This is a genomic window from Emergencia sp., from assembly GCF_048465375.1.
In the GTDB taxonomy this organism is placed as follows: Bacteria; Bacillota; Clostridia; order Peptostreptococcales; family Anaerovoracaceae; genus Senimuribacter.
The window spans coordinates 542,382-564,080 of the sequence record NZ_DBFWLQ010000002.1; the positions used below are offsets into that span (position 1 = coordinate 542,382).

18 protein-coding genes are annotated in these 21,699 nt (G+C 46.2%); 15 read left to right on the forward strand and 3 right to left on the reverse strand.

Annotated elements, in window-relative coordinates; translation table 11 throughout:
• Positions 1–21: 21 nt before the first annotated feature.
• Together ACMQ5W_RS03005 and ACMQ5W_RS03010 are read right to left on the reverse strand one after the other, a co-directional pair.
• On the reverse strand, positions 22–498 hold the full coding sequence (locus ACMQ5W_RS03005) for a TrmO family methyltransferase domain-containing protein (protein WP_419023278.1): 477 nt from the start codon (positions 496–498) through the stop codon (positions 22–24).
• Positions 499–567: 69 nt separating this feature from the next.
• Entirely contained in the window at positions 568–1,383 is an 816-nt protein-coding gene (locus ACMQ5W_RS03010) for a MerR family transcriptional regulator (protein ID WP_419023280.1), read from the reverse strand.
• Positions 1,384–1,791: 408 nt separating this feature from the next.
• Between ACMQ5W_RS03010 and ACMQ5W_RS03015 the strand changes: the two genes are divergently transcribed.
• From ACMQ5W_RS03015 to ACMQ5W_RS03060, 10 genes are all read left to right on the forward strand, one after another.
• Positions 1,792–2,934, forward strand: coding sequence for an iron-containing alcohol dehydrogenase (locus tag ACMQ5W_RS03015; protein WP_419023282.1), 1,143 nt, complete (start codon positions 1,792–1,794; stop codon positions 2,932–2,934).
• Between the two features lie 325 nt (positions 2,935–3,259).
• Positions 3,260–4,552 carry a DUF362 domain-containing protein gene (locus ACMQ5W_RS03020; protein ID WP_148491531.1) on the forward strand — a complete coding sequence of 431 codons (1,293 nt, stop codon included), beginning with the start codon at positions 3,260–3,262 and terminating at the stop codon, positions 4,550–4,552.
• A gap of 1 nt (position 4,553) precedes the next feature.
• The gene (locus tag ACMQ5W_RS03025) at positions 4,554–4,820 is read left to right on the forward strand and encodes a hypothetical protein (protein ID WP_148491532.1); all 267 of its coding nucleotides are present in this window, start codon (positions 4,554–4,556) and stop codon (positions 4,818–4,820) included.
• A 32-nt stretch (positions 4,821–4,852) separates the two neighbouring features.
• Positions 4,853–6,187 carry an MFS transporter gene (locus tag ACMQ5W_RS03030; RefSeq protein WP_419023284.1) on the forward strand — a complete coding sequence of 445 codons (1,335 nt, stop codon included), beginning with the start codon at positions 4,853–4,855 and terminating at the stop codon, positions 6,185–6,187.
• Between the two features lie 24 nt (positions 6,188–6,211).
• Positions 6,212–7,390: a thiolase family protein gene (locus ACMQ5W_RS03035; protein WP_148491534.1), complete on the forward strand. Its 1,179-nt coding sequence runs from the start codon at positions 6,212–6,214 to the stop codon at positions 7,388–7,390.
• Between the two features lie 183 nt (positions 7,391–7,573).
• Positions 7,574–8,941, forward strand: a complete 1,368-nt coding sequence (gene allB, locus ACMQ5W_RS03040) for an allantoinase AllB (RefSeq protein ID WP_419023286.1) — start codon at positions 7,574–7,576, stop codon at positions 8,939–8,941.
• Positions 8,938–9,651 (forward strand): aspartate/glutamate racemase family protein, encoded by a 714-nt coding sequence (locus ACMQ5W_RS03045; RefSeq protein ID WP_419023287.1) that lies wholly within the window; start codon positions 8,938–8,940, stop codon positions 9,649–9,651. Before allB ends, ACMQ5W_RS03045 begins: the two co-directional genes overlap by 4 nt.
• Positions 9,593–10,801 carry a M20 family metallo-hydrolase gene (locus tag ACMQ5W_RS03050; protein WP_419023288.1) on the forward strand — a complete coding sequence of 403 codons (1,209 nt, stop codon included), beginning with the start codon at positions 9,593–9,595 and terminating at the stop codon, positions 10,799–10,801. Before ACMQ5W_RS03045 ends, ACMQ5W_RS03050 begins: the two co-directional genes overlap by 59 nt.
• Before the next feature lie 13 nt (positions 10,802–10,814).
• Positions 10,815–12,224, forward strand: coding sequence for a cytosine permease (locus tag ACMQ5W_RS03055; protein WP_419023289.1), 1,410 nt, complete (start codon positions 10,815–10,817; stop codon positions 12,222–12,224).
• Between the two features lie 109 nt (positions 12,225–12,333).
• Entirely contained in the window at positions 12,334–13,560 is a 1,227-nt protein-coding gene (locus ACMQ5W_RS03060) for a helix-turn-helix transcriptional regulator (protein WP_419023290.1), read from the forward strand.
• Positions 13,561–13,597: 37 nt separating this feature from the next.
• On the opposite strand, the gene ACMQ5W_RS03065 is transcribed toward ACMQ5W_RS03060, so the two are convergent.
• Complete coding sequence (locus ACMQ5W_RS03065; RefSeq protein ID WP_419023292.1) at positions 13,598–15,139, reverse strand: sigma-54 interaction domain-containing protein; 1,542 nt, start codon at positions 15,137–15,139, stop codon at positions 13,598–13,600.
• Positions 15,140–15,337: 198 nt separating this feature from the next.
• Here ACMQ5W_RS03065 and ACMQ5W_RS03070 point away from each other — a divergent pair, with 198 nt between their 5' ends.
• The 5 genes from ACMQ5W_RS03070 to ACMQ5W_RS03090 all read left to right on the forward strand — a co-directional run bounded on the left by ACMQ5W_RS03070 (position 15,338) and on the right by ACMQ5W_RS03090 (position 21,398).
• Positions 15,338–16,096, forward strand: coding sequence for a LarC family nickel insertion protein (locus ACMQ5W_RS03070; protein WP_419023294.1), 759 nt, complete (start codon positions 15,338–15,340; stop codon positions 16,094–16,096).
• Positions 16,089–16,937 carry a 3-keto-5-aminohexanoate cleavage protein gene (locus tag ACMQ5W_RS03075; RefSeq protein ID WP_148491542.1) on the forward strand — a complete coding sequence of 283 codons (849 nt, stop codon included), beginning with the start codon at positions 16,089–16,091 and terminating at the stop codon, positions 16,935–16,937. Before ACMQ5W_RS03070 ends, ACMQ5W_RS03075 begins: the two co-directional genes overlap by 8 nt.
• 198 nt (positions 16,938–17,135) lie before the next feature.
• Positions 17,136–18,428, forward strand: a complete 1,293-nt coding sequence (locus ACMQ5W_RS03080) for an MFS transporter (RefSeq protein ID WP_419023296.1) — start codon at positions 17,136–17,138, stop codon at positions 18,426–18,428.
• Between the two features lie 154 nt (positions 18,429–18,582).
• The gene (locus tag ACMQ5W_RS03085; RefSeq protein WP_419023298.1) at positions 18,583–20,049 is read left to right on the forward strand and encodes a PLP-dependent aminotransferase family protein; all 1,467 of its coding nucleotides are present in this window, start codon (positions 18,583–18,585) and stop codon (positions 20,047–20,049) included.
• A gap of 71 nt (positions 20,050–20,120) precedes the next feature.
• Positions 20,121–21,398: an amidohydrolase gene (locus tag ACMQ5W_RS03090; protein WP_419023300.1), complete on the forward strand. Its 1,278-nt coding sequence runs from the start codon at positions 20,121–20,123 to the stop codon at positions 21,396–21,398.
• Positions 21,399–21,699: the final 301 nt, after the last annotated feature.

Genomic DNA, 21,699 nt, shown 5'->3' on the forward strand with positions numbered 1-21,699 from the left:
CGCTGTTTTGTCATATCTTGATTAGAAATTGAACTCTTCTTCCCATGGAAAATCCCCTGAAGTTTCTACATTCTTCGGCCAGTGGCTGCACCATGCAGGTACTCTTGGATTTTCAACTCTGTCTATACTCGGTGTGTACGGTTTGAGGTCCAGTACCGGAGTCTGATCGTTGGCATCCGTATAGGTCAGTTCGATGAGCCCTTTTTCGTAATCAATATGGATTACCTCCACAGTGCTCAGGGCAAGTGGATTTGGACGGACAGGAGACCTTGTGGCAAAGATGCCCATGACTTCGGGTGCATTCTTGTAAGGCTGAGGAGCTTCTATCACCTGCCGGGCCTCTTGAGTATCGAAATCGCTGAACCACCAGATCATCTGCAGATGACTGAAACCCTCCAGAGCTTGAAGGGCTGGGATATTCTGAGGAAGTACCTCGATATATGTACCATCTTCTCCGTTCATAATTTTTCCAATCGGATTTACTTCTAAATTTTTCATAAGGTTATACCTCCATTTCATTTGTCTGTAAATCCAATATAGACCCTGACACCATGTCAGAGTCAACCACTAGTTTTCAGAAACAGGAATCTGAATTTCTACCAGGTATTGATCTGGCTTTTCTTCATTCCATGGTCCACGGTGCACAATCTGCCTGCTGGTACCTAGCATTTGATATTGTTCATTTTTCTGCAGCCAGTCTGCAAAAGAAAGAAATGCGCCGGCTATGTTGGTGAATTCCCCGTAAACCATGGTATAGGCCATGTGGGGAACGGCTTCTGTCTTGCGATATATGAATGGATCAGCGTTTTTTCCAAATGTTTTCACCTGGACGCACAATTCTACATCGACATCGCTTTCTTTATATTCGAGGTCGTGGTAAATTGAAAACGTTTCCGAAGAAATTTCCACGTTGTTTTCGCGGGCAAAAGCAGAAAGTTCCATCCAGAGATTTCCTTCTGCGTAATAGTCAGGAATGATCCTGCGTAGAGAAAGAACCGGGTAGCTGGGAATGGATTTGATACCGATTTGATAGTGCAGCGGTTCCTTTTGCTCAAGCAAACCGTCCTCCGCCATTTGGATTTTCAGCAGTTTCTTTTCTTCAGCTTCAATATTCGCTTTGATTTCCTTTCTCTTTTCTGCAAGCTTCTGCAGAATGATGCCCTCCTGCCGATGATCCAGCGTCGCTGCAATTTCCGCCACAGTAAATCCACAGTCTCTCAAGTAGATGATCTGATTTAAAAGAGGAATCTGCAGGGAATCGTAATAACGGTATCCTGTGTAGTGGTCAATTTCAGCAGGCTTTAGCAGACCGGCCTGTTCGTAGTAGCGCAGCATTCTGACGGATACCTGGGTTAGTTTTGAAAATTCTCCTATTTTGAACATGGTTCCCTCCCTCATTTTTTTAGTATAACATATTGGCGACCGCTTTTATACTGCAATTGACTGGTAAATACGGCAAACCCAAGAAAGCTGATGAAGTCAGTCCGCAGATGCAATTTTAGCTATAGGACGTTGCTTTTTTAAAATTGAGTATAATTTTTTGGAAACAAATGTAAATATAGTTGGGATTGGAACGATTTTATGCTGTTTTTAGCCCATTTTGAAGATAATCGGTGGAATTACTGGAATTTTTTATACTCATTTTTTGCGAACAGGCTCCAATTAGTTAAATCTCAGCTGTAACAGAGTCGGTTTTCTTAGAATCTGATTTTCATGCGTCTGCCGTGACTGGTAAATGATATCGGTGCATGGCACAAATTTTGCTTTTATTACCACAGGAGGTAATAAAAAATGTATAATTTCAATATGAGTATTCCAACAGAACTATATTTCGGAGAGGACGTCGAGTTAAAAGCCGGTGATCTGATGAGACAGTACGGCAGCAAAATTCTCATGATTTATGGAAGCAGTCGTATTTTTGATGAGGGATTGGGTGGATGTCTGGTTGACAGTTTACAGAAAGCCGGCTGCACAGTGGTCTGTCGCAGCGGGGTGAGACCGAATGCAGAAATCGATTTCGTTGAGCAGACTATCGAAATCGTTCGAAAAGAAGGAATTGAAGGGATTCTTGCTGTAGGCGGCGGCAGTGTCATCGATACGGCAAAGGCAGTGTCCGCTGGCAGTGGGTATCGCGGCTCTGTCCTGGAACTTTACGAAGATCCGAAGGCAGTGCCTGAGAAATGTCTTCCCATTGGCGCGGTTGTCACGATGCCGGCATCTGCCAGCGAATCCAATGAGATGTCAGTCGTCAGCGATTCGATGACTGGCAGGAAAATAGCCAAGCCCTTTAAAGAGACAAGACCGAAATTTGCCCTTTTGAATCCTGCACTGACCTTGACCATCAGCAAGTTTCAGACTGCCAGCGGCGGCTTTGATATTTTCTCTCACGCCTTTGAACGATACTTTGATTTGACCAGAAGCAGCAGGCTTCTGGATGGATTGACAGAAAGCCTGATGCAGACCGTTGTCGATTTGCTGCCTGCGGTTTTGGAAGACCCCGAAAATCTGCAGCTGCGCGGCGAGTTGATGTTGGCAGCTACTGTGGCTCATAACGATATGCTGGGTCCTGGCGGTGATTTTGCCTGCCACGAAATCTCACACGTTTTAACTGAGAAATACGGTATAGCTCATGGCAGCGCTTTGGCCATGATTCTGCCAGCCTGGTGCCGCCGGATGAGCTGCGCAAGCCCTGAACGGTTCTGCCGCTTTTTCGAGAAGGTATGGGGTGTTACAGGCAGCAGCTGGGATGAGATAATCGACAATGGTATCGGTGAGATGGAAAGCTTTATTAGTAAAATCGGTCTTCCCCTGACGGTTCCTAAAGGTCTGTATACCATAGAAGAACTGGCGGAGGCTATCGGCAGACCGGGAGGCGCGTTTGCAAGACTGACAGAAAAAGATGTGGAGGCCATACTGAGAACTTTTGTTGCATAAGTGCAACAAAAGTTTTGCTCATTGCAACAAAATTGTTATTTTTCTGTCAAAACCTCTGCTATTTGAGTGAATATTTTTTGGCATGCTTCTTGCTTTAGTTAGAAGTGTCATTATAAATTAAGTGATCACTATACGACTAACGCCTGGCCACTTACTGTGTTCGCGGGGCCTGGCCGTCTGAGTGCCACGGAGCAAAGCTCCTGCACTCTTGACCGGGGATCTACCAACGATTTCGCTTCGCTAAATCGGGTTAGGTCTCCCAAAGCATAAGGACTTCCTATCAGTTAATCTGTAAATTGGAAGCAAGTCCATTAGGAGGAGAAATATGAGTAAAGCAAAATCATTGGTCGCTCTAGCCAAGAGCGACGACATCCAAGCAAATGTTACGAGAGTATTTGATCTGATGGGTGGTGTCACAAATGTTATCCGTAAGGGAACGACTGTAGTATTAAAGCCTAACGCAGGTCATGCGGAGCCGCCGGAAACTTCGGTATGTACCAATCCGGAAGTCGTAAGAGCGGTTATTCGCGAAGTAAAAAAAGCAGAACCGAAGCAGATTATTGTAGCTGAAGCTGCAGCAATCGGCTGCGATACCCTTGAGTGTCTGAAGGTAAGCGGCATTCAGGCAGTCTGTGAAGAAGAAAATGTAGAGATGCGGGACATTAAGCGCGACAAGGATTTGGTGAAAGTTGCAGTTCGCGGCTATCGATCAAATATCAATTGTGTCAAGCTTCCAAGGTTCCTGCTTGAAGCAGATCATCTGATCAACCTGCCGATTTTAAAAGCACACGCTTCTATGGTTTTCTCCGGTGCACTGAAGAATATCAAAGGCGTAGTACAGGATAAAGTACATATGGATATGCATAAACAGAATTTGACCATGGCTATGATGGACGTCTGGTCTGTATGCCGTGCGGATATCAACATCATGGACGCACATCGAGCAGCATCAGGATACAGTCCTCACATGCCAGTTCCTATCGACACCCATATGATTCTTGGCTCAAAGGACCCTGTCGCCATTGACCGGGTAGCTTGCGAAGTAACGGGCATTGATACTGCTGGCGTAGACTACTTCAAGGTTGCCGAAGAGACAGGACTTGGAAATTATGATATGGAACAGATTGATGTAGTCGGCGATTCTATCGAAGACTGTTTTATGAAGATGTGGATTCCGTATATCGGCGACATGAGTACGAGATGGCCTGAATATGACGTTAGGTGCAAGGGCGGCTGCTCCAGCTGTCAGGCTCTGCTGGCTATCAACATGGAAGAGCTGAAGGCCGTTGACGCTTATGATGAAAACGCCGGCATGACTGTAGTCATAGGAGGTCTTAACGAAATTCCAGCGGAAATTCCAGATGAAAAAATCGTGCTTCACGGTAACTGCACGAAGAAATATCTGAAGGAACATCCAAATGCTTATCACATCCTGGGGTGCCCTCCGAATGAACCAGCTCTCTATCTGACGATTCAGAGACATGAGACCATCGACGGTACTGGCGAACAGGAAGATGAGATTATTCGTCCGTGTATGGCGAGAGATGCACAGGTTTGGCGCGATTACGTGTTTGAAAAGTTTGAGGAGTACAAGAAGGAAAATCCGGAGGCAAAATAAGATGGATGGATATATCAGTCTCAAAGCAGGTAAAGAATTCTGGGATTTATTAGACATCGTCTTCACCGACGAGTTCATGCAGAAACACACCAACTTTGAAAACTTCGAATATTTCCGCTACTCCAGTGCCGTCATGGTTAACTGGGGAGGCGACTACATGGTTTATCCTGAAACAGTATTCAATAATTTTGTCATCGAAAGCACGCAGTTTCAGACCTGGGACGAAATGGTCATGAAAGCGGCAGATGAGAGATTCAATCAATCGTAACTTATCGTTAAATGAAAATTGGAGAAATAAAAATGGCAGATAAAACAACAAAACTTCAATCTGAAAATACCAAGTCCAACTTTGGGAAAGGTTGGATGATCATATTCTACAGCATGATTATGTTCTGGTTCCTGATCGGTTTTTCAATCGACGGACAGAATATCGTCATCGACGTCTTTGCAGGTGCGAACTGGGAGAGATTAGGCTTTGCAGACCAAAATGCACTGCACGCCAAACTCCTCGAACTTGCAATGTGGGCAGGTTTCATCGGCGTTATCGCTTATTTTGTCATTGGCAGGATTTGTACGAAGATCGGCGGGAGAATGCTTTCTTCCATCTGTCTGGTGCTGGCGGGAGCCTCTTATATCTTCTATGGAAATGCGGACAGCATTGCGTCTTATTTCATCGGTTTGACGTTGGTCACCGTGTTCATCAACGGTGCGGCCTACATCGGTGGCGGCAACCTGGTTACCCAGTGGTTCCCGAAGAAAAAAGGACTGGCAAACGGTTATACGACTATGGGCCACAACCTGGGCAGCGCACTGTATGTACCACTGATTGCAGCTTTGATCGGTGCTATGGGCATGGCTAAGGGCATGACCATGACAGGCATTGCAGCCATCGTCATCGGTATCGGCGCGTATTTCATCATCAGAAATACGCCTCAGGAGTTGAACATCTATCCTGACAACGTATCGAAGGATGTCTATGAAAAAGAATATGTGGATCTATCAGAAGCGAAGAGCCGCTGGACTGTGGCATCTCTTCTGAAGACGAAGGAGATGTGGCTGGTCGCCCTCATCGTGGGCATCAACCAGCTGGTAACCACTGGCGTTATGAGCCAGATGGTTCCAAGAAACATGGAATTCGGTTTCTCCCAGGCAAAAGCTGTTTCCTTGATGACCGTCTGCGCATTAGTCGGTCTGGCAGGATCCTTTGGTTTCGGTTTCATCGATCAGAAGCTGGGTGTAAAGACGGCAATCAAAGGCTATTTGGTCTGGTACGCTGCGGCACTGGGAATCAACGTCGTTATGAATAACGCCATCGGCGGCTACATCTGCGTAGCAATGGTAGGCATCGCTATCGGCGCTGCCGCAAATTTCATGACTTCTCTGCCTGCATCTGTATTTGGCAGACACAACTTTGATTTGGTTTACTCCATCTACTTTCCAATCATGGAGATTGTATTGATGCTCAACTACATCGTCAATTCAAAGGCTCTCGAGTGGACTGGCAGCCTGAGAGGCGCATACGTAGTATTTATCGCATTGCTTGTAATCAACTTTGTGCTGATCTCCGTATTGAACACAAGAAAATACAATCTGGATTATCAGAAAGAAGAAGAGGTTCTGGAGCAAGGAGCCTAAAAAATCACGCAGAGAGGTAGAAAAATGAGAAATGTAGTGATTGTCGCCGGATGTCGTACACCAATCGGCACCATCGGCGGACAGTTTAAAACCATCACATCCTTGGATTTATCTATCCCAGTCATGCAGAATCTAGTAAAGAGGGCGGCAATCGACCCAGCTTTGATTGAGGATGTCATCTGGGGATGCAACTATCAGAGAACTTATAAAGAAAACAATATTGCCAGGGTGGCGGCTGTGAAAGCCGGTCTGCCGGAAAGCGTTCCAGGTATTACCATCCACCGCAATTGCACTTCTTCCATGTCTTCCATTCAGTTCGCTTATTATCAGATCAAAGCAGGCGAAGCGGACTGCCTCATGGCAGGCGGTGCGGACAGCATGAGTACAGCGCCGCATATGGTATTTAATGCCCGCTATGGACAGAAATTCGGACATATGGAACTGAGAGATTCCATGTGGGATTCTTTGACTAATTTGGGAGTAGGCCCTGCTATGGGTATTACAGCGGAGAACGTCGCTGAAAAATACCATGTGACGCGGGAAGAAATGGACCGCTATGCGCTGCGTTCCCAGCAAAAAGCTGTGGCGGCAATTGAGACAGGAAAATTTAAGGAAGAAATCGTTCCTATTACAGTAAAAAGCCGCAAGAGCGAGGTAGTCTTTGACACTGACGAGTATCCGCGTCGCGATGCCAGCTACGAAGCTTTGGCAAAGCTGAAACCTACATTTAAAGAGGACGGCAGTGTGACTGCTGGCAACGCATCTGGCATGAACGATGCTGCTTCTGGCGTAATTCTGATGGACGAAGAGAAGGCGAGGGAACTGGGTGTTCCTATCATCGCCCGCATCAAAGGCGTTGCCACTACCGGTGTATCACCAGATTATATGGGGATTGGACCGATCAGCGCATCGCAGAAGGCGCTTGCAAAGGCAGGGTTAACGATAGAAGAGATGGATCTCTTCGAAATCAACGAAGCCTTTGCTGCCCAGTGTATCGCCTGTCAAAGAGAATTGAACATTCCGGAGGAGAAACTCAATGTTAACGGCAGCGGAATTTCTCTAGGTCATCCAGTAGGTGCGACAGGTGCAAGACTGGTCATTACTATGATGTACGAACTCGCGCGGAGAGGTCAGAAGTACGGCCTGGCGACATTGTGCGCCGGAGGCGGTATGGGTACAGCTGTTGTCATAGAGATGGCGTAATTACATAATATAAAGAATCAGGGCTGAAATCCTATCTTTTGGATTTTGACTCTGATTTTTTTTGCCTTAATTTCGCTGTGGTCTCTTCTGCCAACACCATAAAATTCGACATAATGAGATTAAAAACTTACATTGCGCTGAATTTTCAGATAACTATAATGAAAGCAAGGAGGTAGACAACATATGAAGTATGATTTATTGATAAAGCATGGACGGGTTGTCACAGAGAAAGGTGCAGTCCATGCGGATTTAGGTATTAAAAATGGGAAAATCGTCAGTATCTGCAGTGCGATTGATGGCAAAGAGGCGAAAAAGATTATCGATGCCACTGGACAATACGTGCTGCCCGGCTTCATCGATCCCCACGTGCATCTCAATGATCCGGGGATGACCAACAGCGAGGATTTCTATACAGGAACCTGTGCGGCTGCCGCCGGAGGTGTAACTACGGTGCTAGAGCACCCACTGACCTTCCCTCTGCCGGACAACCTGAAAGATTTCAACAATAAGAAAGAAATTGGTGAAAGCAAAGCTGTCATTCATTTCGGATTGTTTGGTGCCTGCTCAGCGGAGAATGAGAAAGAGATGGAGAAAATGATAGAAACCGGTGCAATCGCCTTCAAGACATTTTTAACCTATTCGCCGGAAATCCCCATGCTCAATGACGGACAAATAGTCGATCGCATGGCTTTTCTATCTAAACATGATATCGTCTTGGCCATCCATTGTGAAAACAACGATATTGTGGAATTTTACTCGAAAAAGATGCAGGATGCTGGTCATGTGCAGCCGGAAGACTATCCTCAAGGCAGACCGGAAATTTCTGAACTTGAGGCTGTGTCAAGGATGTGTCTCTTTGCCCATAAAACTGGCTGCAAGATGAACGTAGCACATTGTACTTTGGAAGAAGCCGTTCAAGTTGTCCATCATTACAAGCAGTTGGGTGCTGACATTTCTGTGGAGACTTGTCCTCACTACTTAATTCTTCATCAAGATATGATGAAGGAACTGGGCGTATTCTCTATCTGCAATCCGCCCCTTCGGACTGAAGAAGAAGTGGAAAAACTATGGAATTGTATCTTTGATGGGAAAATTGATTGGATCTGCAGCGATCATGCAACTTATACTGTAGAAGAAAAAATGGCAGGAAAAGATAATGCTTTTAAGGCACCGGCAGGTGTCACCAGCGTAGAGACCTGTTTTCCGCTTTTTTTTAGTGAAGGAGTCGTCAAAAGGGGACTTTCTATAGAAGACTTTACTGCCTTGTCCAGTACCAATGCGGCAAAACGATATCGTCTCTATCCACAGAAGGGCAGAATTGCCGAAGGTGCCGATGCAGATGTCACGATTCTCGATCCCAAAATACAATGGGTCATCGATGATCAAAAACTAAAGCAGATGATCAAATGGAGTCCTTATAATGGCAGACAGGTTACGGGTAAGGTGATGAAAACCATCGTAGGCGGCGTAGAAGTTTATGACGGAGAAAATATCGTGGCAGCTAGAGGCACCGGTAGATATCTCACACCAGTAGAGGAGGAAGTCAAATGAAATTTCTGCTCATCAATCCGAACTCATCCCAAGCGGTGACCGAGGCTTTGCGGCAGGAAGCGGAAAGGTGCGGCACAGAGCTATTGCAGGTTGACGTGATAGGCTGTCCGGCTGCACCACGGACCATTGTCACTTCTTTTGACGAGATTGCAGCGGGTCTTCAAGTAGTGGAACTGCTACGAGTAAAGGCGAGAGAATATGATGGTGCCATCATCGGCTGTTTTGCTGATCCAGGGCTTGCAGCGGCACGGGAGCAAATTTCAATTCCTGTAACAGGACTTTATGAAAGCAGTGCCATCTTTGCAAGGATGCGAGGACGCAGATATTCGATTATTGCCTCAGGAAGTCATTTGGACATTTCTCCATGGATCGGCAGCGCTAGAGCGCTTGGGGAAATGGAAAATCTGGCATCGGTGCGGTATATTGATTCGACAGTGGAAAGAGCCGTGGACGTAAAGAACGAGAAAATTTGTCGGATTATTGAAAAATGCAGACGAGAAGACGGGGCAGATGCCGTGATTCTTGGCTGCGCAGCCTTTGCCGGCAGAGGCAGGCTATTATCTCAAATGATGGCATTTCCCGTCATCGACGGTATTGAAGAGTCCGTTAGAGTGACGGAAATGCTGGTGAATCACAGAAGGGAAAGAGGCGATGATGAGAGAACTGGACTGGATAAAAAAAGCAATCAACGACTTAGCATTAACCGCTGAGAGGGACGGAGAGTATTGGCGGGCCAGTTATACGAGAGAGGATGCGGCTGGTGCGGCGCTTTTGGAAAAATGGCTGCAGGAAAAAAGCTTTCAGACTCGTTATGATGCTGCAGGGAATCTATATGGCCGTCTTGAAGGCTCGTCGAAGGAAACCTTTTTGATCGGCTCGCATCGTGATACTGTGAGAAATGGCGGCAAATATGATGGTGCTCTGGGCATCCTAACAGGGATGGAAGCCGTTTGCAGTCTGTTGCAAGAAAAGGGGAGGCCGCAGAGAACGGTTGAAATCGTGGCAATGTGCGAAGAAGAGGCGAGTCGCTTTCTGACTGGATACGTGGGGAGCAGGGCCATTGTGGGAGAACTCTCTCAAAGAAACCTGGAGGAACTTGACGACAACGGCATGAGCTTGATGGAAGCTTTAGCGGAGAGTGGTTATTATCGAGGAGTCCTGCCTCAAAAGAGAGACGATGTCGTTGGATTTTTAGAGCTGCATATCGAGCAGGGCGGTCTGTTGGAAAAGGAAGGGCGGAAAGTTGGCATCGTCACATCCGTTGTTGGAATTTTAGCTGGCGAAATCATATTTTACGGGAGACAAAACCACGCCGGCACGACACCGATGCGTCTGCGTTGTGATCCTGTGCCGGTAGCGGCTACGTTGATACAGCAGCTTGACTGCTGGGCAAGAGAGAAGGAAGATCAGATTACCTGCACCTTCGGAAATGTAGTCGTCGAACCTGGGAAAAGCAACATCATAGCAGATAAAGTCACTTTGACTTTTGATATTCGCTCTGGAAAAGGGGAACTATTACAAGAGGCAGAAGCAAAAATCAGGGAAATCCTTGAGAAGGATAAAACTATCAAAGCAGAAATTCGTGTGGCTTGCCAAGACCCGCCGGCTGCCATGGATGAAGAGGGAATCTCTTTATTAGAGATGCTGGCGGAGGAAAGGAATCTGTCTTACCTGAAAATGAGCAGTGGTGCAGGACATGATTCACAAATCATCGCCCCGAAAATCAAGACGAATATGATTTTCGTGCCCAGTCAGGGCGGTATCAGCCATTCCCCCCTGGAGTACACTGATATGGACGATGTTGGACAGGGGTACACATTGATGAAAGCATACATAGAGGCTGTTGCATGGCAAAGGTAGAAAGGAGAAAAAGATGAATTACGATCCTAAATATGATGACCTTGTTATCAAAAACATCGAAGAGAAAAGTCAGAGTCTGACGGGGAAGGATATTCTCCCCTGTCCATATGAAAACCGGACAGTAACGCCAAGTAAACTGATTGCAATTTGGTTTGCTATGGCTATTGAAGTAACGATTTTTATGAGTGCAGCACAGCTCTATCAGATGATTCCAGCTTGGGAGGTCATGTTAGCATGTCTTGTCGGTCACTTGCTGCTATTCATCATTTTGTTTTTTACCCAGGATATGGGAATTAAGTATGGAATTCCTTTCGCTGTATCGCTGAGACCTTCTTTTGGATATGTGGGTGCCATCATCGTACCATATTTCAGAGCATTGCCAGCCATGTTCTGGTTTGGATTTCAGACCTGGGTCGCTTCGTCAGCGATGAACGAAATCATTCATGTTACTTTCCACTACGATAATCTGACCTTGTGGATTATCATTGTCGGGCTGATTCAAATCGTACATACGACTCTGGGCATCAAAGCTGTGACTCGTTTGAGCCAAGTCGCTGTGCCCATGCTGCTTTTGGTCGGAATTTACATTGCATATATCGCTTTTACTGACTTTGACTTATCCTTCAGCAAAATCTGGTTTATGTCAGGCGCCAGCGAACCACAGTGTTCCTTTATGTTCGCAGCGCTGAGTTTTACAGGCGGTTGGGCGACAATGAGCATTTCTATCATGGATATCACTAGAGACTGTACGATTTCTAAGGAAGAGGTATCGACGCTGGGAAAAGTGACAAAAAAGTATCTGCCGTCACAGCTGATTGGCATTATCCCAGCAGTGTTGTTTTATACCTTTATCGGATTGTTGGGCGTTATCACGACAGGTTACAGTGATCCGGCTAAGATTTTAGTGGCGTTGAATGAAGGCAGAAGCGACTTTGCTCTGATTATCTGCCTCTTGTTCATTCTGGTTGCGACCTGGTGTACCAATGATACGGCAAATCTGTTTCCTGCGGCTTATACCATTTCTAACACCGTTCCGAAAAAAATCAGCTTTGCCATGGGAGTGGTGATTGCAGGACTAATTGGTTTGGCAATGCGGCCTTGGAATGCAGCTGAATCCATCAATACAGTGATGGTGATTATCGGGAATTTTCTGGCTCCTGTAGCGGGTATTATGATTAGTGATTACTACTTTTTAAGAAAGAGAAAAATCAAAGTAGAAGATTTATATAATATCAATGGGCAATATAAGTATTGGAAGAACGTCAATCCGGCAGCAGTGATTTCATTAGCAGCTTCTATCATCGTGACTTGGAAAATGGGCGACGCTCAGTTTTTTGCGGGCCTGTTTATGGCGGGAATTCTCTACGCAATTTTAATGAAAGTATGGATTGTAAAGAAATATCCGCAGGAAGAGATAAAATAGTTCAGTATGCGTATATAGATTTATGTCTGAGAGAGGATAATCAATGCAGGGCCGACAGCGACCGGTCCTGCAAATTGTGCTTTTTAGCAGCAGTTTTAGTGGAGGTGTTATGATGCAGAGTTATAGGGGCTTATGCAAAGCGGGCGTGGCAGTCATCGATGAAATTCCTTTTCACGTATGCAAAGAACTTACGGTCATCTATCTTTTAGAGAATGATTTGAAGATGACTACGGTAGCTGGTTCCCAGGTTTTATCCTGCGGGCAGACAGAAATTCTCAACGTAAAAGAACCTGTCATGCTGGAAGCTGTTGCAGAATTTTGCAGGGTAATCTATTTCAGCTTTGATAAGGCATATATAGAATCTGTCGGCGACAACTTTGATCACATCACCTATAATTGTAATATCTGCAATTTCTTTGGCGCTGCTGCAGAATCATACCACATTGAAAAGCTGAACTCGCTCCTGTTCCATTTGCTGGAGGATATGACTTGCGGTGTGGCTGCGTGGTCAATCAGAGAAAAGTTGGACGCGTTTTTGACTTATATCCGGGAAAAGTTTGACGACGTGGGTCATGTGTTTTCCGAGAGTACAAAGCTGGAGATCAGCAAAGAACGATTTCAACGGATTAGTGAGTACATGATTGCCCATGTGTCGGAAAAGATGTCGTTGAACGAAATCGCTCAGAATGAATATCTGAGTATTCCCTATCTGTCAAAGGAATTTTCCAGCAAGCTGGAGAAGAGTTATCACGCTATCATTAACTATTATCGGACAATCAATGCAGTGATTCAACTGCTGGATACAGAAGATACGCTGACAAACATTGCAGAAAACAGCGGCTTTTCTTCTGTCCGGTATTATAACAAAGTTTTCTCAGACTACTTAGGCTGTCTGCCGTCAAAGTTCCGATCCATTTATAGAGGGAAAGCCTGGAGATGCAGTGAGGAGAACCTTTCGAAGCGAATCTTGTCAGAGCTGATGGCAGCATCATTTGAGGAAAATAGAAATCACTATCGCCTGTCCGTAAAAGATGAATGCACATCCTTTTCACTTTGCTGTGATGCAGAGGGAGAGGCGGTAGTTGACTTTGTAATCGAGGGTGATAGCGGACGCAAATTGATTGTGGCGGTAATAGAGGATGCCACGTATTGGGAGAGCAAGCGGATTATGATGAAGATGAAACCGTCGCTGCGGGAACACGTACCTGTCATTGACCCTAAGAAGGAATATGTGCTGCTTTCGGAAGATGAGCAGCGGTTTCAGCTGGTCATGTTCAGTCCGTGGAAAGCGGAAATCCACGTAATTCTCCTTGATCAGTCAGAAAGCGATCTTTAAAAATGTCTATAAACCAGGTGAGCGAGATACATAAGTATCATTTCACAGCGGCAGGATAGTCGATTCCATATTGTTTGATTTTTCTCGATATGGTCGAAGCGTTGACACCCAGTTTTGCCCCGGCGTCCCGCAGGCTGGTAGAATCTCGCAGAACCGATTCAATCAAAGCCTTTTCGTAATTCTCAAGGGATTGGGAGAGAGTGCCGCTGGCAACCGCTCCTTCGTCTCCTTGGGAGATATCTAACAGACCTTTCAGCATCTCGTCGGCAACTTCCTTTGTTCCTGAGGCGCAGATGGTCAGATATTCGATGACGTTTTCAAGTTCCCTGATGTTGCCAGGCCAGGTATATTGTTTCATGATAGCCAGTTGATCTTGGGTCAGAACGAAATCCCTGCCGTGTTTTTCCGTGTAAACATCGACAAAATGGGCACATAACTCGTCCAAATCATTGAGCCTTTCCCGAAGAGGCGGAATACAGATGGGAATCACATTGAGTCTGTAATACAGATCCTGCCTGAAAGTGCCATCTGCAATTTTTCTCTTCAGGTCGCTGTTGGTAGCGGCAATAAAGCGAATATCCAAGTGAATAGGCTTGGTACCGCCCACTCTGGTAATCTCTTTGGTCTGAATGGCACGAAGCAGTTTTACCTGCAGATCCATGGACATATCGCCGATTTCGTCGAGCAAAAGGGTACCGCCGTCAGCCATTTCAAAGAGCCCCTGCTTGCCGCCGGTATTGGCACCGGAAAAGGCTCCCTTTTCATAACCGAACAGTTCAGATTCCAGCAGGTTTGCTGGAATGGAAGCACAGTTGACTTTGATGAAGGTTTTGTGGCTTCTGGCGCTGAGCCTGTAGATTTCGTCAGCGACCACTTCTTTGCCCACGCCGGATTCTCCGGTGATCAGAACAGTAGCATCTGTGGGTGCGGCCATTTTGATGGTGTTCCATACTTTCTGCAGGCTGTAGGAAGAACCGACCAGCTTGTTTGATTTGAAGCCTGAAGTCGCGGCGTTCTCCAGAATACGAACGTTTTCTCTGCTTTTGTTCAGGGCGTTGGCTTCTTGGAGGAACTTGCCGAAGTCTTCCTGCAGAGCCTGCAGTGTGAGAATCGGCCGGCTGCTGACGACCACCTGGTGGAGTGCGCCGTACTGGTTAAAAATCGGCACACCTACGGCATATCCAACGCTGGGCGGGGTGGTCTTATTGACAGTTGAAAGACGAAAGATTTTCTTTTTGGTTTCAATGACATCCATGGTGGCGCCGCCGGTAAAGAGTTTCCCTTCGGCTGTGATATCAGAAACTTTTCGCCCAAGGACTTCTTCTGGCAAAATCTCTGTGTTGCGCTGATGAGCGGGGTTGACATAGAGACAGGTCCCTTCCTTATCTGTAATGAAAATACTGTCGTCCAGTGCGTCTACCACGATTTTGAAATCGATGCCTTTGGTCAGGAAGACTTCTAAATCGTGGTCGATTTCCTGTAAAAAATCAGCCATCCTCTCACCGTCCTGGTATTCGCCGCCGTCCAGGGCTTTGCGTATCTTTTCCTTTACTTTCTGTATTGCTAAAACCTGATCCATAACTGTTCCTCCTCCTCGCTATTACTACCAGTATATCAAATGCAGAGGGTATTTGAAAGAATTTGTTGTAATTTTGCAACGCCATTTTTTCTCTGCAACGGAGGGGGATGATGAAGCACCGATTTTCAGCGATTTTGATGTGGCACAGATTTTGCGTTAGATAATATGTGTAAGCTTATCGTGGAAAGGGGAGGCATTATGAAAAAGTTATACATCAACTGCGGCTGTGGCCTCAGCGGAGATATGATGCTGGGTGCTTTTATCAACATGGGCGTACCTGCAGACCATCTCAAAGAGAAGCTGTCCAGGCTGCGCCTTGACGAATTTGAGCTTTCCATCAAAGAAAAAATGATTGGAAAGCAATCGGTTACTGATGTGGATGTGATACTGAAGGACGAGACGAATCTGCACACAGCGCCCTACAGCGGAGCTTATCGCAACTACAGGCAGATTGTCGATATGATAAATACAAGTGCGCTGAGCAACAACGTCAAAGTCCTCAGTCGGAGGATTTTTGATATTAAAGCAAAGGCAGAAGCAAAGGTACACCAGGTACCTGTTGACAAGGTTCAGTTTCACGAAGCTGGGGCGGTGGACTCCATCGTAGATATCGTCGGAACCGCAATCTGCTGTGATTATCTGGATGCCGATGAAGTAGCGGCTAAGCACGTTCCTACCGGATATGGAAAAGTGAAATGTGCCTGCGGGACTTTGCCAGTACCGGCACCAGCAGTAAAACAGATTTTAAAAGATGCTGAAATTCCACACTACAGATCGGATATTTCCCAGGAGGTCTTAACACCGACAGGAGCATCTATTTTGGCAGGGATTACAGATAGTTTTGGATGGGATGATGTACGAGGCAATGTACTGAAGCGGGGATATGGCTGCGGAAAAAGAGACACAGGCCTGCCTCCCCTGGAATTGATTTTATGTGAGGAGAGAGAAGATGTTTGAGACAAGAAGGTTAAACGATAAGAAAAAAGTAATTGTCACTGCCGCATTGACAGGCGCGGTGACGACAAAGGCAGACAATGCAAACTTGCCGACCCAGCCTGCGGAGATTGCAAAATCAGCAGTGGCCTGTTATGAAGCAGGTGCTTCGGCTGTACATATTCATGTGAGAGATGACGACGACAGCGCCAGCATGCGGTTTGACAAATTTGAAGAGGCTGTGGGCCTGATCAGAGATATGAGGTGCCCGGTGATTCTGAACCTGACCTCGTCAGGAGGACAGGGCTTCTCTTGGGAAGAACGAATCAGACCGTTCAAAGAACTGAAACCGGAGCTTGCCTCCTTCGATGCCGGAACTATGAACTGGCTCAACAGCGTAGTGTTCATGAATGAACCGAAGTTTCTCGAACTCTGTGGCAGAGAGATGATTGCTGCTGGCGTCAAGCCGGAAATTGAAGTCTTTGATATCGGCATGCTTAATACGGCAAAGTATTACATCAAGCAGGGCATCATCGAAGAACCCGCCCACTTCCAACTCTGTCTGGGTGCGCCTGGCGGCATGGAAGCGACGACGGAAAATCTGGTCTATCTGGTCAACCACCTGCCGGAAAAATGCACCTGGAGTGCCTTTGGTATCGGGAGAGGCGCAAACGAGGTCATGATGGCGGCTTTGGCTTTAGGCGGCAATGTGAGGGTAGGTCTTGAAGACAACGTCTACTACAATGCAGGACAGCTGGCCGATTCCAACGAGCAGTTTGTGGAGCGGGTAAAACACCTGGCGGCAGAAGTGGGAAAGACCATCGCGACCCCGGATGAAGCCAGGGAGATTCTCGGATTAAAATAAAATGTTGTAAAAGACTGTTCCCTATGAGCAGTCTTTTTTGCTCTTTTGAACTTTGGACGAGGTGATATTTGGTTTTGGACTACATAATAGTCTTTTTTTGTTCACTTTTGGTACTTTACTTGCCGCCGCTTTCTCGTATAATTAAGAAAATTAACGCAATTATATTACCTTAAGAAATGAACAAAAAGGAGAAAAACAATGAGTGCAGATAACACTTCAAAACTGAAAAAGCACATGTTTCATTTGGTCGTCATAACCATTGCAGGTGCCATGATCTACGGTTTGCCGTACTTCAGATCTTATTTTTATGATGCATATCTGGAAACCTACCACCTGACCAATACGCAGATGGGTACTTTCGGATCCATGTTCGGCATCTTCGGCATGATTTCTTACCTGTTCGGCGGCGTTGTTGCCGATATGGTATCCACCAGAAAGCTGATGTCTGTATCTTTGATACTGACAGGATTAGGCGGCTTACTGCATCTGCTTCATCCGAATTACATCATGCTCCTGGGCATCTATGCATTGTGGGGATTTACATCACTGTTCGCTTTCTGGCCTTCCCTGCTGAAGAGCCTGCGTGAAATCGCCAGTGAAAAGGAACAGAGCAAGGCTTATGGTTTTATGGACGGCGGCAGAGGTATCGTGTACGCGATAGACGGTGTTGCTATCGTGTCCATCTTCGGATATTTCAGCAAAGTGTCCAGCGATTTAGCAGGCCTTAACGGCGTCATCACCTATTATTCCATCGTTGCAATCGTACTTGGTGTTCTGCTGTTCTTCTTGATGAAAGATCATAAGCCGCAAGCGGCGGCTGAGACATTGGATACTGCTGAAAAACAGGAAAAAATCAGTCTGTCACAAGTATTGGAAGTTGTCAAGATGCCAGCCGTATGGATTTTGTCTTCCATTCTCTGCTGCACTTATGTCATGAATATCGCATTCTATTACTTCACACCGTATGCGACTTCCCGTTTTGGTATGGCTGCCACGGCTGGCGCCATCGTCACCATTGCTGCCCAGTATGTGAGACCGGCAGCCTCCTTCGGCGGCGGCATTATAGCGGACAAGCTAGGCAGATCAAAGGTCATGTATGTAACCTTCTCTATGATGGCAATCGGCACTTTCCTGATGGTCATTATGGGCAATATGAGTACGACTCTGTTTATCGCTCTCTGTATTATGATTTATGCAGGTATGTACGGCGGCTACAGTTTGGTGTTCTCCATGATGGAAGAAGGCGGCGTTCCAATCAGAGTGGCAGGCACTGCGATTGGATTGGTCTGTACTGTGGGATATCTGCCAGAAGTCATCGTGCCGTTCTGTTCAGGTAAGATTCTGGATACCTTTGGAGACGGCGGATATCGTTACATGTTTATCGCCATTGTGATTATTATGGTCGTCGGTCTTGTCATGCTGACTGTTTGGGACAGATATGTTAAAAAAGTAAAAGCAAGACAGGCAGCAGAAGAGAATGCGGCAGCATAAAATAATTGTGGTAAGGAGCTGCTTCCGGCTGATAGAACATCGGCTGTGAGCAGCTCTTTGCTGAATCATAAGAAATATCGTTGGAAAGACTTATTTCCGAGTGCTTGATATAGCAGCCTGCGGCTGAAGATCCGACAAAGAAGGATGTGAGTGAATGGATTTAAAAATAGACCGCAACAGCTGTGTCCCTGTTTATCAGCAGATTGCCAGAAAGCTTGAAGAAAAAATTGTATCAGGAGAGCTTGCAGATGGCTTCAAACTGCCGCCCGAACGCCGATTGGCGGATGAAATCGGTGTTCACAGGAATACAGTCATTAAAGCTTATGATATGCTGATTACCGAGGGTTTGGTGGTAGTATCGCGAGAAAAGCCAAAAGGGTATTTTGTGAAGGCGGCCCAGGATACGCAGAAATTCGGCAAAAGATTTTTTCCGTTGGAAAAGGCCTTCCGCTATGAGTTTCGCAAGGCAGAGAAAACCTTTAACGATGTCTACTGGAAATCAGAAAAAGAAGAGGGCATCTCTTTTGGCGGCATGGTTATGGATCGCCAGTTAAATCCGGTAGAGGGCATGGAGCACGTAGTAGCAAAAATTTTTGACTACAGTGAAAAAGGCAGCATGGAAGGTTTCTACGATGAGACAGAACGACTCAGAGAAAACATCTGCCGCCTTCTGACGGAACAAAATATCTATGTAACGCCTAAAAATATACAGATACTGGCGGAGAGCAATCAGATTATCAGTTATCTGATGATGTTATACCTGAGGGAAGGGGACTGTATCGTGGCTGAATCGCCGATGGTACCAGATAATTTCAGTATCTTTTACAACAGAGGGATTCATGTTGTCGGCATACCCATGGAAGATGACGGCATGAGAATGGACATGTTAGAAGAGGCGATCAGACAGTATAAGCCGAAGTTCATCTACACGTTACCCAATTACCACAATCCAACGGGCACTACGATGTCTCTGAAAAAAAGGCAGACTTTGCTGAAATTGGCTAATGACTATAACGTTCCTATCATTGAAGAGGACTATCAATGGGATTTTGCTTACGAGAAAAGGCTGCCCAGCCTCTATACCTTGGATACAAACAAATTAGTCATCTATGTCTATTCTTTTACCCTGATTTTCCCATATATGATGAAAATGGGGTATGCGGTAGGCCCTGCTGACTTGATCGATATGATGGGATACGCCTTGAGCATTGACGAGACCGCCGTAAGTGGAATCGGGCAATATTTTCTCAACGAATACATTCATTCAGGACAATATGAAAATCACGTCAAAGTTGTGCAGAAAGTGTATAAAGCAAAATTGGATCTCCTCTGTCAGGAACTTGATAAAATAGCGGACAAAGGAATTTCCTACAAAAAGCCAAAAGGAGGCCTTCTCCTCTGGTGTACGCTGACGGATGATATCAACGAAAGGGCACTGTGCAAACGAGCGGCAGAAAAAGGCGTCCTCCTGGTACCTGGCTGGGTGTTTTATGAAAGTAATAAGAAAAAAAGAGGTCATATCAGGCTATGCTTTTCAAACGTGACAGACGATCAGATCTGCCGTGGTATACGGCTGCTGGGTCAAGCCTTGGATGAATGCAGAGAGATTACCATCAATTGACAAAGGAAGATATGCTTTTCAGCAGATGTCTCGGTCAACTGAAGGTTCAGAAAATAGAGAGGAACGAAATCATGAATCAGTTTATTGAATACCGAAGAGAATTTCATCACTATCCGGAGATCGGCTGGAGAGAGCTGAGGACCAGTGCACGAGTTGCTGAAATCCTAGAGGCTATGGGTTACTCCTGCCTCATGGGAAAAGATGTGGTGAGGGAAGAAACCATTTCTTTCGAAATGCTCAGTGAGGAAGAAAAAGAAGCGGAGAAAAAAAGGGCGGTTTCCCAGGGTGCTGCTCCAGCCTATGTTGAACGGACGTGCGGTTATCCTGGCGTTATTGCCATCTTGAATACAGGGAAGAAGGGTCCCGTGACGGCTTTTCGATTTGACATCGACTGCCTGCCATATCAGGAACCTGCAAAGACAGGTTTCAGACCCTTTGACGAAGGTTATATCTCCTGCAATGCAGACTGCGTACACGCCTGTGGACATGATGCACATACGGCAATTGGCCTCGGCCTTGCAGACGCGCTCATGAAACGAAGGGATGAACTGAAAGGACAAATTAAACTCATCTTCCAACCTGCGGAGGAGCGTTATAATGGGGCGCAGGCAATTGTTGACAAAGGTCATTTGGACGATGCCGAAAATTTTATCTCAATCCATATGGCGTTAACCGGAGAGGGGCGCCCACTGCCCTCTAACACCATATGCTGCGGCTGCAAGGACTTTTTGAGTGATTGTCAGCTGGATGTAACTTTTCACGGCAGAGCCGCCCATCCTTGTGGTGCAGCGCAGGAAGGTAAAAATGCACTGCTTGCGGCTTGTTCTGCAGCTATGAATCTGCACGCCATCGCGCCGCATGAAGCAGGCCTTTGCAGAGTGAATGTGGGGAAACTCAACGCAGGTGTCGTAGTGAACACCATCGCGCCTACGGCATTTATGAGCATCGAATACCGCGGACAGACCCAGGAAATCTCCCAATATGCCAGGGGCAGGGTATTCGACATCTTAGACGGTTCGGTCAAAGCTTATGACATGGATTACACTTATATCGATTTTGGTGAAATTCCAGCAGCTCAAAGCGACGATGCAATGATGCAGGTCATCGAGAGGGCGGCCGGACAGGTGGACTGGTTCCAAAAGATTTATTTTGAAGGAAGCGTCGGCGGAACTGATGATGCCTCTGTCATGATGAACAAGGTACAGGCAAATGGTGGTAACGCCACCTATGTGGGCATTGGAACCGATACCACACAGCCGCTGCATAATGCAGAATTTGACCTGGATGAAGAAGCGATTCCCGCTGCTATCGAGATGCTGGTACATGCGGTAGAAGAATTGAATAGATAAGGTTTGAATAAAGGCGCCGCCTTTGCAGCTGATTTTTTCGTCAGCCGCAGAGCGTGGCGTTTTTTTTGAAATGAAGAACGACGAATAGGAGAAGCGAGCGTTGCCTTTTCGCAACAATCCACCTCTTTTGCAACAGCAGGGACAGTATGAAATTCCGGGATGACATACCGTATTTGTTGGAAAAGCTTGCAGTTTCAATATCTGCGGACTTTTGTCCGCTATGACATCGATTTGGCATGACCTTTGCTTTATGATATAGCAACAAAGAAAACTTTGATGAGAGAAAAAGGAGAACAGAAAA